The organism is Burkholderia sp. BCC1638 (assembly GCF_902833195.1).
GTDB classification, from domain to species: Bacteria; Pseudomonadota; Gammaproteobacteria; order Burkholderiales; family Burkholderiaceae; genus Burkholderia; species Burkholderia diffusa.
Window position 1 is genome coordinate 1 of record NZ_CADFEC010000031.1, and the last position, 14,683, is coordinate 14,683.

Below are 14,683 nucleotides of genomic sequence, written 5' to 3' on the forward strand. Positions count from 1 at the left end.
GCGCCACAACCAAGCGCTCATCGCGCTCGCACGGCGACGCTGTGACGTCCTGTTCGCCATGCTGCGCGACGGCACCATTTACCAACCCAAGTCAGCCCCTACCGCTTGACGAAACACATAGGGGCACCCCCCTGTTCGGGAACAAATCTCGAAGATCATCGGCAGATTATTTGCCGGCATGGGCTCCGGATCATCCGCGGACTGGTTCTTCACCGCGTTCTCATATTCATTCGCGAAGATCGCAAACGCATCGCGCTTGCGCTTCCAGAGAGAAAAGCTGGTCAGCCGTTGAAGCAGCCAGAAGATCCTGCGCCGCGTCGTGTCGTCCGTCATGTCGTACGACGGTGGCGTGTTTGTCATAACGGATCCTCGTGCAACCGCGGCCACATCGGCCATCAGCACCCGTGACGCGGCCAGCGATATCCGTCACCAGCTCTGATCGACGGGGGCCTTCATCGATCGTCGGGATTGAACCTCATGTTGAATCGTCGGCGCTTGAACCGACAACGATCCTGAACCCCGGCGATTCTACAGATACGAGCGTTCGAATTGGTCACCGGCTTCGACGTCGCTTGATCCATCCACCGCACGCAGTGCATATCCTGCCCGGATCACAGTCGGCGGACCGTGCTTATCCAAAGGTGTTAACAGAGTTCGTATACATACGTAGTGATAGTTAACAAGCTCGGTGCCTCACAGTGGATAACATCCGTAACGCCCTGAATTTCCAAGACGAATCGGAACGCATAACCACCGGCGAAGCACACGCAAAACTCTGTGAAGCACAGAACAACTTTTCGTCGATTCACAGCCACGCCGACATATCCTCAATCGTTCCACTGTGAATCCAGAGGCTTGCCGGACGGTTATCCAGAGGGCAATGTGGATAACATCACAGCGCATCGACACGTTTTACTGTGATGCGAAGCAGTGAAGCCAACGTGCCCGGCATCGCGAGACTTCATCGATCGTCGACACCCGCACACGCCCGATTCAAAAAATTTTCACGAAGGGACTTGCGCACCTCCAAAACCCTCTCTATAATTCGCGGCTTCTTAGGCTCGTAGCTCAGTTGGTTAGAGCACCACCTTGACATGGTGGGGGTCGTTGGTTCGAATCCAATCGAGCCTACCAACGAACAAAATGAAGGGGTCTGGCAGTGCGCATTGCCTACGGGCAATCCGGCTCGCCAACATACAAACGCCACGCGGCAACATCGCGTGGCGTTTTTCTTTTTGCGGTCGAAATAGCGCATGTACGCGCGCGATGCTCCATGTGCGATACATGCACGACTGGCGGCCAGCAATCGACAAGGCAGGGCACAAAGCCCCCGCTCCTCAAGCATCAATGCAGATGCTTCAACTTGTCAGGATTCCGCACGACATAGATCGCGACGATCTTTCCGTCTTCGATCTCGAGCGCCGTGGTCTGCAACTCGCCGTCGGCCTCCAGCGTGACGAAACCCGGCAACCCGTTGACGAACCCGGCACGCACGAGCGTCGACGCATGCGTGGCGAACAGCCCGGCCAGGTATTCGTGCACCTTCATCACACGCTCGAAGCCGAACACCGGCGTGCCCGCGGCCGACCGCTTGCCGCCGCCGTCCGAATGCAGGCTCACGTCCTCGGCGAGCATCGCACCGAGCGCGCCCATGTCGCCGCTGCGTGACGCCGCGAAGAACGCCTCGGCCAGCTCAATCCCGCGCTGCTTCTCGACATGAAACCGCGGCCGCGCCTCGCGTACATGCGTGCGCGCCCGCGCCGCAAGCTGCCGGCATGCAGCCGGGGCACGCTGGATCGTCGTCGCGATCTCGTCGAACTCGAGGCCGAATACGTCGTGCAGAAGAAACGCCGCGCGTTCGAGCGGCGAGAGCCGTTCGAGCGCGAGCATCAGCGGCAGCGTGACGTCGTCCTGTTCATCTTCCTCGACGACCGGCTCCGGCAGCCACGGGCCGATATACGTCTCGCGCTGGTGCCGCGCGGACTTCAGCTGATCGAGACACATGCGCATCACCATGCGGCGCAGGAACGCCTCGGGCACGCGCACCTCCGTGCGATTGACGTCCATCCAGCGGATGAACGCCTCCTGCACGATGTCCTCGGCGTCCGCGACGGAACCGAGCATCCGGTACGCGACGCGGATCAGCGTGCGACGCAGCGGATCGAAGCTCGCCGCAGCGTCGTCCCGGTCTTCGGCGCTGCCCGCGGCCGGATCGAGGTCGGTCATCAGGCCACCATCTTCGCGGCAGCGGCTTTCGCTTCAGCCGGATCGATCCACAGCCCGAAGCCGACGGCCAGCCGGTTCCAGCCGTTGATCACGTTGATCATCACCGTGAGTTTCACCTGTTCCTCCTGGCTGAAGTGGTCGTTCAGCGCCGCATACGCGGCTTCGTGCGCGCCATGGCCCTCCGACAGCCGCGTGAGCGCGTCGGTCCAGCCGAGCGCCGCGCGCTCGCGGTCGGTGTAGCAGGGCGCTTCGCGCCACGCGGCCAGCAGGTTGATGCGCTGCTCGGTCTCGCCTTGCTCGCGCGCCTCGACGGTGTGCATGTTAAGGCAGTTCGCACACGCGTTGATCTGCGATGCGCGGATCTTGACCAGCTCGATCAGCGTCGGCTCGAGGCTCCCGGCGGCGGCGACCGATACGGTCATCCAGTTCTTCATCAGCGCGGGGGCGGCGGCAAACGGATTGAGTTTCGCAGTCATGGTTCCTTCTCCTTTCGTGTGGGTTCCGGTGATATGACGAACGAGCCCCCCGCGCGTGTGACATCGACGCGAAAAATTTTTCAAAAGCCGGGAAGCGCACGGAGGGCAGGGCAGTTGAACATCGCACCGACGGCCGCGATGCCAACGTGCGGATCGGGGCCGATGTCGACTGCATGACGCCGTTCCTCCGGTGCACCCGGATCGTCGACCTTTCATGCGTGCCGCGCGGCTGTCATGAGGCGACGGTAATGCCGACGCGCAGGCATGCCCTTTGCGTTCGACCTCTCGGCCCCGCCATCACGGGCATCGACGGTTCGTTACGCCGCCGCCGCTCAAAGCGCGAGTGCTTTCATTTTTCTTTCGTCTTCGTTTCGCCCGAAATCCGATTCGCGACGTTCACATTTCTGGCCCATACTGTTCTGCACGGGCAGATGAAGTGTCGCCGCACCAGCGGCCCGGCGCGCGCGCCGGCTGCCCGACGACGCAGCATTGAAGGTCGCACGTCAGCCGCGCGCATCCGAGCGCAAGGCTTTCCTTTTTCCGGCAACGCAACGCAGCGAATCGCGACGTGGACGGTAAACCGATGAGCCTCCTTGCATCCCAGCTTCAGCGCCGTTATCAGGACGTGCGCGCCCATAGCGTCGCGTTGACGGCGACGCTGTCCGCCGAAGACCAGGCCGTGCAGTCGATGCCCGACGCGAGTCCCGTGAAATGGCATCTCGCGCATACGACCTGGTTCTTCGAAACCGTCGTACTGATGCGCCGCGTGCGCGGTTACGGGCCGTTCGACGACGCGTTCCAGTTCCTCTTCAATTCCTATTACGAAGCGCTTGGCCCGCGCCATCCGCGGCCGCAGCGCGGGGTGCTCACGCGTCCGTCGCTCGACGAGGTGCATGCGTACCGTCAGTACGTCGACGATGCGATGCTGCGCGCGCTCGACGGCGCCGATCCGACGATGCTCGCCGCGATCGCGCCCGAGATCGAACTCGGCCTGCATCACGAACAGCAGCATCAGGAGCTGATCGTCACGGACATGCTGCATGCGTTTTCGTGCAACCCGCTGAAGCCCGCGTTCCGGCCGCGCAACGGCACCGAGGAGCTTGCGGCCCTGGCCGCGGGCGATGCCGGCCCGTTGCGCTGGCTGCAACAGCCGGGCGGACTCGTCGAGATCGGCCACGACGGCGACGCGTTCTCGTTCGACAACGAACGGCCGCGCCATACGGCGCTCGTGCGTCCGTTCGAGATCGCGAACCGTCTCGTGACGAATGCCGAATTCGCGGCCTTCATCGCGGACGGCGGCTACGCACGCCCTGAATACTGGCTGTCGGACGGCTGGGCGACGGTGCAGCGGGAAGGGTGGCGAGGGCCCGCTTACTGGATTTCCGACGACGACGGTGAGCCGGAAACCGTACACGCATGGCGCGCGTTCGGCCTGCACGGCGTGGAGCCGCTCGCGCCCGATGCGCCCGTGTGTCACGTGAGCTTCTACGAAGCGGCCGCGTACGCGGAGTGGGCCGGTGCACGCCTGCCGACCGAATTCGAATGGGAAGCCGCAGTCGGCGCGGACGGTATTCAGCAGATGCTCGGGCACGTGTGGCAATGGACGCGTTCGTCCTACGAGCCGTATCCGGGCTTTCGGCCGCTCGCGGGCGTCGCCGCCGAATACAACGGCAAGTTCATGGTGGGCCAGCAGGTCCTGCGCGGCAGCAGCATCGCGACGCCGCCGGGGCACGAACGGCCGACGTACCGCAATTTCTTTCCGCCGGCCGCGCGCTGGCAATTCACGGGAGTGCGACTTGCGCGAGACGTCTGATCTGACGGCCACGAGCGGTGGCCTGCAACCCGCCCGCGATTCGCGGCCGAGCGCGTTCGAGCGCGATCTAATCGACGGACTGTCGCGCACGCCGCGCAGCATTTCGCCGAAATACTTCTACGATGCGGCCGGCTCGGCGTTGTTCGACCGCATCTGCGAGTTGCCCGAGTACTACCCGACACGCACGGAACTCGGCATCCTGCGCGATCGCGCGGCCGAGATCGTGCGGCGCGTCGGCCCGCATGCGGACATCGTCGAATTCGGCGCGGGCTCGCTCGAGAAGATCCGCGTGCTGCTCGACGCGTGTGCGAACAACTACGCGAACGCGCCGGCGCGCTACGTGCCGATCGACATCTCGGCCGACTACCTGCACGGCGCCGCCGCGCGGCTGCGTGCCGCGTATCCGTGGCTCGACGTCGCGCCGATCGCGGCCGACTATACGAAGGCAGAGCAACTGGCCGAACTGACGGAGACGCCGCGCCGGCGCATCGGCTTCTTCCCCGGCTCGACGATCGGCAACTTCTCGCCCGAGGAAGCCGACGCGTTCCTGCGCGACGCCGCGCGGCTATTGCGCGGCGGTGGCCTGCTGGTCGGCGTGGATCTCGTGAAGGACGCGCGCACGCTGCATCGCGCGTACAACGACGCGCAGGGCGTGACCGCGCGGTTCAACCTGAACCTCCTCGCCCGCGCGAACGCGGAACTGGGCGCGGACTTCGATCTCGACGCGTTCTCGCATTACGCGTTTTACGACCGGGAACGGCAGCGCATCGAGATGCATCTCGTCAGCGATATCGCGCAAGCGGTGCACGTGCGTGGCCACGCGTTCCGCTTCGAGGCGGGCGAGCACATCCACACGGAGAACTCGCACAAGTTCACGATCGGCGGCTTCCATGCGACCGCGCGCCGGGCGGGCTTCGAGCCCGACACCGTGTGGACCGACGCGAACAATCTGTTCAGCGTGCACTGGCTGCGCAGCGTCGACGATATCCGCGCGTAACGTCGTTCGATCGGCGCGCACGGCGTGCGTCGCCGGCGCGCTTTTCGGCAAAAATTCCCGCCTTTGCCGATTCGATGCGCCGTCGCAACGGTGTGTCGAACCGTCCGCCATCCCTGTCCTGCAAGGCTTTGCGCCTCTCCGTAAACGTCCGTTACCGGTCTCGCAGACCGGTTTCACCTGTGTCGGCCCCCGGTGCCTAGACTCCGAACCGTAGTCACATGACGCACGACACGTGCAGGGAGTCGCGAAATGAGCAAGAAACTTATCCTCGGTGCAGTTCTCGGTGTAGCGGCGCTGGCAGCTTCGGGTGTCGCATCGGCCCATGTCGACCTGTCGGTCGGGATCGGTGTGCCGGGCGTTTATGAGGCGCCGGCGCCGGTCTATGTGGCGCCGCCTCCGCCGGTGATGTACGCGCCGGTGGGTTACCGCGACGACGACTGGCGTGCGCGTCAATGGCGTGAACACGAGTGGCGTCGCCGTGAATGGCGCGAGCACGAGTGGCGCGAGCGCGCCTGGCGTGACGGCGACGGCTGGCGCGGCCGCTGGAACTGAACCGGGCGACCGGCTCACGAGAATACTGATCACGACGACAAGAGGAGAGTGATCGCATGATGCCCATTCGACACATCAGGTCGTGCGCGGCGGCCGCCGTCGTTGCGCTCGCAACGATCGGCAGCGCGCACGCGGCGGGCTGCATGAAGGGCGCGGTGGTGGGCGGCGTCGCCGGCCACTACGCGGGACATCACGCCGTGGTCGGCGCGGTCGGCGGCTGCATCGTCGGCCACCACATGGCGAAGAAGCACGAGCAGGAGGTGGCGGCGCAGCGCAAGGCCGCCGCGCAGGGTGTGCAGCCGGCGCAGTAAGCGCGCTCACCGGCGGAAACGGCGAGACGGTGCCACGGTGCCGTTCCCGCCTTTCATCTCCCTTCGTCCGACGACGGCCGGCCACGCAGTCCGCGCGCGCGACCGGCATGTCGCACATTGATCTGACGAATGTGCACCTTGCGCACCGTTACGATCATTTACAACGTCGAGTCGCGCGGAAACCGCGTGTTCCTAGAATGCAATCATTCGAACACGCTCCAGGGAGCAAACAATGAAAACGCAACGATATCTGTCCGTACTGGCTGCAGCACTCCTCGCACTCGGTGCCGTTTCCGCGAATGCGGCGGCCGGCGGCAATGGCGGTGGTGGCGGCAACGGTGGTGGTCACGGTGCCGGCGGCATGGGTGGCAACGCGGGCGGCATGTCCGCCGGCCACATGAGCGGCGAAGCGCTGAGCAACTCGAACAGCGTGCACGCGGGCGACCGCGATAAGGGCCTCGCGCGCGCAGCCGACCGCTCCGACACGATCGCCGATCGTGCAGGCACGCAGCCGGGTCACGGTCATGGGCACACGCACGGCCATACCGCGCATGCGTCGACATCCACGCATCACGCACATCGCAACGCATTCGGCCGCACGCTGTAACTGCGGCGCACGCATGTGGAGAAAGGGCGCTTCGGCGCCCTTTTTCGTGGCGGGGAGAAAACGGAGGTGCTGGGCACCGCGATCGCATCGACCCCGATTTGCAACCAGCCGTAACCACATGCGCGAACCCGCGAGGATACGAATCGCTTTCATCCGTATGACAAGCGGATTCATCGCGGCCGGATCGATGAAACGAAAAAAAGGGCGGCTCGTCGCCGCCCTTCGTTTCAGCGTCCCGCGCCCGCCAGCGGCGCGACGGCTGCGACCGGCTCGAACAACGCATCGGCCTGCCTGACGCGCACGAATCGCGCGGCCTCTCCGCCGTCCACCAGCGCACGGAAATGCGCTTCGCCGCACACGAGCTTCGCGCGCTCGTGCTCGCTCGTCACGTCGCCGTCGGCATTCGGCGTATCAACGACGAAATACAGCCGCTCGCCGCCGTCCTGCTCCGCGAGCACCGCCCAGTCCGGGTGATAGCTGCCGAGCGGCGTCGGCACGCGGAACCATGCGGGCAGCTTCGCGTACAGCTTCACGCCGTCGTGCGCCTCGAGCGCATCGGCGAACGCACGCTCCGCGTCGGTCTCGCACACGACGGCCTCGTGGATCGACTTCCGCGCATCGGGCCGCAGATTGCGCAGATAGCCGGTCAGCGCCTCGCTTTCGAACGATTCGAGCGCATGCACGTGGCGTTCGCCGAGCTTGCGGTACGCGATGCCCGCAACCAGCGCAAGCCGCTTGCAGCGGTTAATCGCATCGGCGGCCAGCGCGATGAACTGCTGCGGATTCACGCGGAAATCGTCGAGCCGGCCGCTGTCGGCCAGGATCGTCGCGAGCGAGCGGCGCGTGAGCTGCGTGCGGTCCTGCAGTTCGGTGAGCAGGTCGGGCAGCGGCAACTCGCCTTCGTCGATCAGCACCGTGCCGGCGCCCGCCACCTCGATCGCCTCGATGCCGGCCTTGCCGATGTCGATCTCGGCCTTGCGCCATTGCAGCCGTGCGCGCGCGATGTCCGGCGCGTCGCGCAGCGCGGCCGTGCAATCGCGCACGAGCTTCGCGTTGTCGAACTCGACGCTGTACACGGTGCGATGGCGGATGCGGTCCCACAACGCGCGGAAGTCGTCGCCGAACACGACGGCCTTGCCCGATGCATCGCGCCGCAACGCGATCGCGCGCCGCTCGTCCGCATTGCGCACCGCGAAGCGGCCCGACAGCTTGCGCAGCGTCGCGACGATCGGCGCGCGCAGCGACTCGAACGCCTCGGGCAGCACGAGCGCGCGCTGGCGCAGCGCATCCTTGAGCCGGTCGAGCACCTTGCCCTGTGCGTCGACGTAGCCCTGCTCATGCAGATGCGTCCACAGCACGCGTGACAGCTCGATGCCGAGCGCGTGCGCGGGCCCGTCGCCTTCCTGCACCGGCAGCGCCGCGAACTGGTGCTCCTCGACGATCCCGAAGCGAATGCCCGTATCGGCCTCGATTTCCTTCTGCAGGTTCTCCGCGAACGACTCGTAGCGCTCGGTCGCGATCACGGTGAGCGTGTTCACGCCCGGGTCGCGCACGCGTTCGCCGTCCTGGTCGACCGCGAGGCGCAGGCCGCGGCCGAGCGTCTGGCGACGCTCGCGTTCGGTCTGGATGTCGCGCAGCGTGCAGATCTGGAACACGTTCGGGTTGTCCCAGCCTTCCTTCAGCGCCGAATGCGAGAAGATGAACTTCAGCGGCGTGTCGAACGACAGCAGCGCTTCCTTTTCGCGCATGATGAGGCCGTACGCGCGCTCCGCGTTCTCGCGCGCCGCGGCGCTGCTTTCGCTCGTGTCGGTCCAGCCGCCCTTGCGGTCGATCGAGAAGTAGCCGTTATGTGCGCGCTCGACTTCGAGCGCGACGTCGACGCCGTCGAACAGCGCACGGTAGGCCGGCACGCGCGCCGCGCGCGCATATTCCTCTTCGAAGATCAGCGCGTAGTCGCCCTTCACGGGCATCCCGTTTTCGTCGTAGCGGCGATAGCGCTCGACCGAATCGACGAAGAACAGCGACAGCACCTTCACACCGCGCTCGGCCAGACGCAACTCCTTGTCGAGATGCTCGCGGATCGTGCGACGGATCATCTCGCGCTGCACGGCGAGCGTGTCGATGTCGCCGAACGCCTCGCCGAGCGACAGGAACGCCTCGCCTTCCGGATGGCGCAGCTCGACGTATTCGGCACCCTTCACCGCATGCACCTCGCCGATTCGCAGCCCCGCGTACAGCGCGCGCCTGGTCAGGCGTTCGAGATCGTCGCCGTCGGTCGCCGACACGATCTGGCGCTTCACGCCAGCCGCGGTCGCGACGTCGAGCTCGATGCGCGCGCTGATCGCGCCGCGCCGGTTCGACACGCCGACGAGCCGCACGTACGGCTTGTTGTGCGCATCCTCGACGATCGCCGACGCGATCTCGATCTGCTTGACGAGCTTGCGCTCGTACGCGTCGACCGCGTCGAGCCGGTACACCATGTGGTGGCGGTCGACGTGCGTCGCCGAATAGCGCAGCGTGCAGAGCGGCGCCATCGCGGCGAGCGCTTCGCGCCCGCGCCCCTCGAGCCCGCCGTCGACGCTTTGCGGCTCGTCGACGATCACGATCGGCCGCGTCGCGCGGATCAGGTCGATCGGCTTCTCGCCGCCGGTCTTCTCGCTGTCCTTGTAGAGGTTGTTGATCTCTTTCTTGTTGATCGCGGCGACCGTCATCACCATGATCTGGATCGCCGCGCTCGCCGCGAAGTGGCGCACCTGGCCGAGCTTCGCGGAGTCGTACAGGAAATAGTCGTACGGCACGCCCGCGTACAGCGCGCGGAAATGGTCCTCGGTGATCGAGAGCGTCTTGTGTACGCCTTCCTTGATCGCGATCGACGGCACGACGATCACGAACTTCGTGAAGCCGTAGCGGCGGTTCAGCTCGAAGATCGTGCGCAGGTACACGTAGGTCTTGCCGGTGCCGGTCTCCATCTCGACGGTGAAGTCGCGCGAGCCGGGCAAGCCGGACGGCGGCAGCCCGCCGCGCAGCTGCACGTCGGCGAGATTGCGCGCGAGCGCGTCGTCGGTCAGCGACAGCCGGTTGCCGACGCCTTGCTCCGACACCGCGAAGCCGAGCGAGCCTTGCGCGGCGGCCGTCGTGCCGGGCGCGGCGTTCGCGAGCACGCTGAAGTCGCCGCGATACGATTCCTGGCCGCGAAACAGGTCGCAGACGGCGTCGATCGCCTCGCGCTGGTAGTCGAGATCCGCTTCGAAATGCAGCCGCATCACAGGCTCCGCACGCGCTTCACGCCGTGCTGTTCGAGCAGCGCGGCGAGATTGAGCTTCGCGACGTCGTCGACGAAGCCGCTGTCGCGGAACAGGCACGTGACGTCGCGCGTCGCGCCGGTCGCGTCGAGCAGTTCGACGATGCCGTCGGCGAGCGGGCCCGCGTCGTCGCGCGAAATGCGCGCATCGAAACACGCGACGATCGAGCGGCCGATCAGGTGCACGGTCTTGCCCGCGACCTGGTGATGCTCGACCGGCGTGCACAGGTCGAGGCCGAGCTTGAGCGTCAGTTCGGCGAGCAGGTCGTCCTCGCTGCGGCCCGTCTTCACGTGCTCGACGGATGCGAAGAGCGCGTGGTCGAAATCGTCGCGGCGCGGATCCCACTCGATCACGTTGGTCGTGTCGAGCCGGTACACGCGGAAACCGAGATCGCCATAGCTTTCCGGATAGTCGCGCGCGACCTGCTGCGCGGTGCGGCGCAGGCGTTCCTTGGTGATTTCCGCGAGCGTCAGCGGCTTCTTCAGCTTCGCGCAGAAATCGGCGGCCGCCAGCTGCGTCTTGTCGCGGCGGTCGAGCGCCTCGGGCAGCTGCACGAGGATGTAGCGGCGCGCGCCGCCGTCGGTCGCGTTCACCTGCATCACCGCGTGGCCGGTGGAGCCGGAGCCGGCGAAGCAGTCGAGCACGATGTCGTCGCCGCGCGTGCACCAGCCGATCACGGCCGCCGCGAAATCGACCGGCTTCGGCTGGTCGAACGGGATGCCGAGCGTCTTCAGCAGCGCGTCGTCGGAGCCGGCGAACGGCAGCACCGACGGCACGTTCTCGTACATGTTCTCGTCGAGGTAGTAGATCCGCTGCGGCTGCGTGGTTTCGTCAGGACCGAATTCGATCTGGCCGCGCTCGATCAGCGCCTGCATTGTCGCGGGCGGGTTGCGCCAGCCGCGCGCCGGCATCGCGCACGGCTTGCCGGTGACCGGGTGGATCAGCGGCGTGAAATACTCTTCCGGCGCCTTCTTCTTGTTCGGCCACGCCATCGACACGAGGCGGTACACGCGCCCGTCGGCCGACAGCCGGTCGTACATCACCTCGCCGCCCGACAGGTTGGTCTGCGCCTTCATCCACGCGCGGTATGCCTTTTGCGCGTCCTTCGCGTTGCCGCTGCGGTACACCGCGTCGTGCGCGGCATCCAGCATGCGCTGCGCGTTGCGCTTCGGGCGCTTCAGCGGCGCCTGCTCGAGCAGCGTCTCTGCGTTGCGCGCGAACAGCACCAGCGATTCGTGCTGATACGCGACGCCGCGCGCATCGCCTTTCGGGTTGCGCTTGTCCCACACGGCGACGCCGAGCTCGTTCTCCTCGCCGAAGATCTCGCGCAGCATCAGCACGAGCGCGTGCACTTCATGCTCGTCGATGTGCACGGCGATCAGCCCTTCGTCGGACAGCAGCGCGTGCGCGAGCTTCAGGCGCGGATACATCATGTTCAGCCAGTCGGTGTGGAACCGGCCGTTCGCCTCGGTGTTGGTGCTGCGCTTCATGCCGCCGTCGGTCTGGCCCGTCATCGCCAGGTAGTGGCGGATGCTGTCGCTGAAGTCGTCCGGATAGACGAAATCGCTGCCGGTGTTGTACGGCGGATCGATGTAGACGAGCTTCACCTTGCCCGCGTAGCTCTTGTGCAGCAGCTTCATCACGTCGAGGTTGTCGCCCTCGATCACGAGATGGCGCGTGTCGTCCCACGCGACGCTGTCGCCGGGGCACGGACGCAGCGTGCCCGTCGACGGCGTGAGCGCGGCCTGGCGCGCGCTGCGCTTGCCGTGCCAGTGGAAGCCGTAGCGCTCGTCGGCGTCGCCGACGGTGCGCTCGCCGACCAGCGCCTTCAGCACGTCGACGTCGACCGACGCGCCGTCCGGGCCTTCGGTCACGAGTTCGGGGAACAGCGCCTTCAGGCGCGCGACGTTGTCGGCGGTGAAATCCGTCGACATCGCCTGCGGGCTCGCCGCATCGAGTTTCTGCATCGTTTTTTCCATCGGAGCCCGGCCGCGTGCGCCAGGACGTCGGGCGCACTCACGGCACCGGCGGCAATGGCCACCCGGGCAAACCCGAAACGCTAGCGAGTCGGTCGGCGCAGGTCAAGCACCGATGTGAGGCGATCGTGCGTGCATCGGCCGCGATCGCCCGTCCCACGGGCCGCAAGCGGCGGTCGGCCGGTTGTCGCGGCGCCGGCCGACCGCCGTGTCACGGGGGCCCCGCACGGGCCGAAAACGACGAAAAAAAGGGCACGGTCGGCGCAATGCGCCGGCGTGCCCGCATGGAGAATCCCGAACGAAGGGCACGGCGGGGCGCGGCGCGCCCCGGCCGCGGGGTCAGAAGCGCGTGCGGATGCCCGAGGTCAGTTCGAGCTGGTTCTTCGCGCCGAACGTCGACGACACCGTGTAGCCGCCATGCAGCTTCATGTAGTCGCCTGCCAGATACACCTCGGTGCGCTTGCTCAGGTGGTAGAACACCGACCCGTAGATCGTCTCCTTGAAGCCGTTGCCGACGCCGTTGGTCAGGCTGAACGCGCCGAGGTTCGCGTTCGGCGTGAAGCCGTCGGCGTTGTACGCGGCGTTCTTGACGCGCATCTGCTGGTAGCCGAGCTCGTAATCGAGCGCGCCCTTCGGCGCGATCTTCATCGACACGGTCCACGAATCGTCATGGCGCTGGCCGAGCGAGCCCTGATCGCCGTTGTAGCGGAAGTAGCCGGCATTCAGGCGCACGATGCTGAACGAGTAGTCGCCGCCGACCGAGAAGGTCTGGTTCCTGAAGCCGTTGTGGTTCACGTGGTTGTAGAAGCCCGACACGGCGAACGGCCCGCCGTTGTAGCCGAGCGCGACCTGGTATGCGGAGCCGGTCGCGAACGAGGTCGAGTTGCTGAACTGGTAGCCGGCGCTCGCGAAGATGCCGTTGCTGAACAGCTTCTTCCACGCGAGGCCGTTGTTGTAGCGCGTGCCGGTCGGGCCGGCCGCGTAGAAGATCATCTGCTTGAAGTTGTTCGAGTTGGTCCAGCCGCCTTCCTCGGTCGTGAGCTTCGCGGAACCGTACGCGTCGCCGTAGATCGCCGATGCGTCGCGCGCGATCGTATTCTGGAAGCCGGCCGTCAGCTTGCCGAAGCGCTCGTCCTCGACGCCAACCCACGCGTCGCGGTCGAAGATCTGGCCTTCGTCTTCCATCTGGCCGTTCGCGACCACGAATTCGCTTTCGAGGCGGAAGATGATCTTCGTGCCGCCGCCGATGTCCTCGGCGCCTCGCAGGCCCCAGCGGCTACCGCTGAACCACGGTTCGCCTTCGTTGCCCATGCCGATCACATGATTGCCGTTCGCGTCGGCGTGGGTCCGGTAGGTCGGAAAGCTCAGGTCCATCAGGCCATAGAGCTGCACGCTCGACTGCGCGTGCGCCTGGGTGCCGGCGCACAGGCCTGCCGCCGCGATGGAAAGGGCAAGGGTTTTTCGTTTCAAGATCGTCTCCTCCGAGCTGCCGCATTGAAATCTGTTTGTTGGCAGTACGTAATGTATGCCAGCTGTTGCCGGCCACAGCGAGGGGGCCGACATGTAGCATCGTAGAGGGTGGAATCCTTCACGCCGCTTTCCCGGAGGAAAGAATCGGATCGGTGAAAACACCGAACGCGCAATAATCGCGAATCGGGCAGGCGGGCGGACGCGAGCCCGGCAGGCCGCCCGCGGGCTGCCGACACGTTACGTGCTACGAATCGACGCCGGAGGCGGGGCCGTCAGTCCTGCGCGTTCTTCTCGCGCAGGATGTAGCCGAGCCCGCGCAGCGTGATGATCTCGGCCGTGCTGCCCGCGAGATGCTTGCGCAGCCGGTGGATGTAGATGTCGATCGCATCGGCGCTCGGTTCGTCGTCGAGCGCGAACACGCTGTCCATCAGCCGCGCCTTCGACACCGTCTTGTTTTGCTGCAGCATCAGCGTTTCGAGAATCGCATGCTCGCGGCGGCGCAGCGCGAGCACCGCGTCGCCGCAACGGAATTCGCGCGTGCCGAATGCATAGACGAGATCGCCGCATACGAGCTGTGTCGTGCCCACACCGGCCTGCCGGCGGATCAGCGCGCGGATCCGCGCGACCAGTTCGCGCGATTCGAACGGCTTGACCACGTAGTCGTCGGCGCCCGCGCCGAAGCAGTCGACCTTGTCGTCGACCGAGCCGTGCGCGGTCAGCATCAGCACCGGCACGTTGTCGTTGCGGCGCCGCAATCGCGCGAGCACTTCCTTGCCGCTGATGCCCGGCAGCCGCATGTCGAGCAGCACCGCGTCGTAGCGTTCGGTTTTCAGTACCGTGTCCGCGCGTTCGCCGTCGCCGACGCAGTCGACCGCGAAATCCTCGCCGCGCAGCAGGTTCACGATCCAGTGCGCGAGTTCGGCGTTGTCTTCGACCAGCAGGAGTTTCATGGC

Annotated in this window: 12 protein-coding genes, 1 tRNA gene and 1 pseudogene; 7 read left to right on the forward strand and 7 right to left on the reverse strand. The window is 66.0% G+C overall.

The window, feature by feature from the left end; translation table 11 throughout:
- Window positions 1–144 precede the first annotated feature (144 nt).
- Window positions 145–360, reverse strand: a pseudogene (locus tag HWX22_RS26235) (Imm71 family immunity protein); the annotation flags it as partial.
- Window positions 361–1,057: 697 nt separating this feature from the next.
- On the opposite strand from HWX22_RS26235, the gene HWX22_RS26240 reads away from it, so the two are divergent.
- A tRNA-Val gene (locus HWX22_RS26240) sits at window positions 1,058–1,134 on the forward strand.
- A 210-nt stretch (window positions 1,135–1,344) separates the two neighbouring features.
- Here the strand turns inward: HWX22_RS26240 and HWX22_RS26245 are convergent.
- Together HWX22_RS26245 and HWX22_RS26250 are read right to left on the reverse strand one after the other, a co-directional pair.
- Window positions 1,345–2,226 carry a sigma-70 family RNA polymerase sigma factor gene (locus tag HWX22_RS26245; protein ID WP_175916690.1) on the reverse strand — a complete coding sequence of 294 codons (882 nt, stop codon included), beginning with the start codon at window positions 2,224–2,226 and terminating at the stop codon, window positions 1,345–1,347.
- The gene (locus HWX22_RS26250) at window positions 2,226–2,702 is read right to left on the reverse strand and encodes a carboxymuconolactone decarboxylase family protein (RefSeq protein ID WP_059814637.1); all 477 of its coding nucleotides are present in this window, start codon (window positions 2,700–2,702) and stop codon (window positions 2,226–2,228) included. The genes HWX22_RS26245 and HWX22_RS26250 overlap by 1 nt, the downstream gene beginning before the upstream one ends.
- Window positions 2,703–2,875: 173 nt before the next feature.
- Here HWX22_RS26250 and HWX22_RS26255 point away from each other — a divergent pair, with 173 nt between their 5' ends.
- The 6 genes from HWX22_RS26255 (at window position 2,876) to HWX22_RS26280 (ending at window position 6,982) form a co-directional block, all read left to right on the forward strand.
- Window positions 2,876–3,289, forward strand: coding sequence for a hypothetical protein (locus HWX22_RS26255; RefSeq protein WP_175916691.1), 414 nt, complete (start codon window positions 2,876–2,878; stop codon window positions 3,287–3,289).
- Window positions 3,286–4,515, forward strand: a complete 1,230-nt coding sequence (gene egtB / locus HWX22_RS26260; RefSeq protein ID WP_175916692.1) for an ergothioneine biosynthesis protein EgtB — start codon at window positions 3,286–3,288, stop codon at window positions 4,513–4,515. The genes HWX22_RS26255 and egtB overlap by 4 nt, the downstream gene beginning before the upstream one ends.
- Entirely contained in the window at window positions 4,499–5,512 is a 1,014-nt protein-coding gene (gene egtD / locus HWX22_RS26265; RefSeq protein WP_175916693.1) for an L-histidine N(alpha)-methyltransferase, read from the forward strand. Before egtB ends, egtD begins: the two co-directional genes overlap by 17 nt.
- Window positions 5,513–5,761: 249 nt before the next feature.
- Window positions 5,762–6,064 (forward strand): hypothetical protein, encoded by a 303-nt coding sequence (locus HWX22_RS26270; protein ID WP_059531368.1) that lies wholly within the window; start codon window positions 5,762–5,764, stop codon window positions 6,062–6,064.
- Between the two features lie 56 nt (window positions 6,065–6,120).
- Complete coding sequence (locus HWX22_RS26275; protein WP_059531365.1) at window positions 6,121–6,375, forward strand: hypothetical protein; 255 nt, start codon at window positions 6,121–6,123, stop codon at window positions 6,373–6,375.
- A 232-nt stretch (window positions 6,376–6,607) separates the two neighbouring features.
- A complete protein-coding gene (locus HWX22_RS26280) occupies window positions 6,608–6,982 on the forward strand; it encodes a hypothetical protein (RefSeq protein WP_175916694.1) in 375 nt (124 codons plus the stop codon).
- Between the two features lie 227 nt (window positions 6,983–7,209).
- Here the strand turns inward: HWX22_RS26280 and HWX22_RS26285 are convergent, their stop codons facing one another.
- The 4 genes from HWX22_RS26285 to HWX22_RS26300 form a co-directional block, all read right to left on the reverse strand.
- Entirely contained in the window at window positions 7,210–10,245 is a 3,036-nt protein-coding gene (locus HWX22_RS26285; RefSeq protein ID WP_175916695.1) for a DEAD/DEAH box helicase family protein, read from the reverse strand.
- Window positions 10,245–12,251, reverse strand: a complete 2,007-nt coding sequence (locus tag HWX22_RS26290) for a site-specific DNA-methyltransferase (protein WP_175916696.1) — start codon at window positions 12,249–12,251, stop codon at window positions 10,245–10,247. Before HWX22_RS26290 ends, HWX22_RS26285 begins: the two co-directional genes overlap by 1 nt.
- A 348-nt stretch (window positions 12,252–12,599) precedes the next feature.
- Window positions 12,600–13,730, reverse strand: a complete 1,131-nt coding sequence (locus HWX22_RS26295) for a porin (protein ID WP_059814617.1) — start codon at window positions 13,728–13,730, stop codon at window positions 12,600–12,602.
- Window positions 13,731–14,002: 272 nt separating this feature from the next.
- Complete coding sequence (locus tag HWX22_RS26300) at window positions 14,003–14,680, reverse strand: response regulator (protein WP_059531350.1); 678 nt, start codon at window positions 14,678–14,680, stop codon at window positions 14,003–14,005.
- Window positions 14,681–14,683 lie beyond the last annotated feature (3 nt).

Excerpts from the sequence above, each read along its gene's own strand:
- HWX22_RS26245 (WP_175916690.1), bottom strand. The coding sequence starts at position 2,226 with ATGACCGACCTCGATCCGGCCGCGGGCAGCGCCGAAGACCGGGACGAC.
- HWX22_RS26250 (WP_059814637.1), bottom strand. The coding sequence starts at position 2,702 with ATGACTGCGAAACTCAATCCGTTTGCCGCCGCCCCCGCGCTGATGAAG.
- HWX22_RS26255 (WP_175916691.1), top strand. The coding sequence starts at position 2,876 with ATGACGCCGTTCCTCCGGTGCACCCGGATCGTCGACCTTTCATGCGTG.
- egtB (WP_175916692.1), top strand. The coding sequence starts at position 3,286 with ATGAGCCTCCTTGCATCCCAGCTTCAGCGCCGTTATCAGGACGTGCGC.
- HWX22_RS26270 (WP_059531368.1), top strand. The coding sequence starts at position 5,762 with ATGAGCAAGAAACTTATCCTCGGTGCAGTTCTCGGTGTAGCGGCGCTG.
- HWX22_RS26275 (WP_059531365.1), top strand. The coding sequence starts at position 6,121 with ATGATGCCCATTCGACACATCAGGTCGTGCGCGGCGGCCGCCGTCGTT.
- HWX22_RS26280 (WP_175916694.1), top strand. The coding sequence starts at position 6,608 with ATGAAAACGCAACGATATCTGTCCGTACTGGCTGCAGCACTCCTCGCA.
- HWX22_RS26285 (WP_175916695.1), bottom strand. The coding sequence starts at position 10,245 with ATGCGGCTGCATTTCGAAGCGGATCTCGACTACCAGCGCGAGGCGATC.
- HWX22_RS26290 (WP_175916696.1), bottom strand. The coding sequence starts at position 12,251 with ATGCAGAAACTCGATGCGGCGAGCCCGCAGGCGATGTCGACGGATTTC.
- HWX22_RS26300 (WP_059531350.1), bottom strand. The coding sequence starts at position 14,680 with ATGAAACTCCTGCTGGTCGAAGACAACGCCGAACTCGCGCACTGGATC.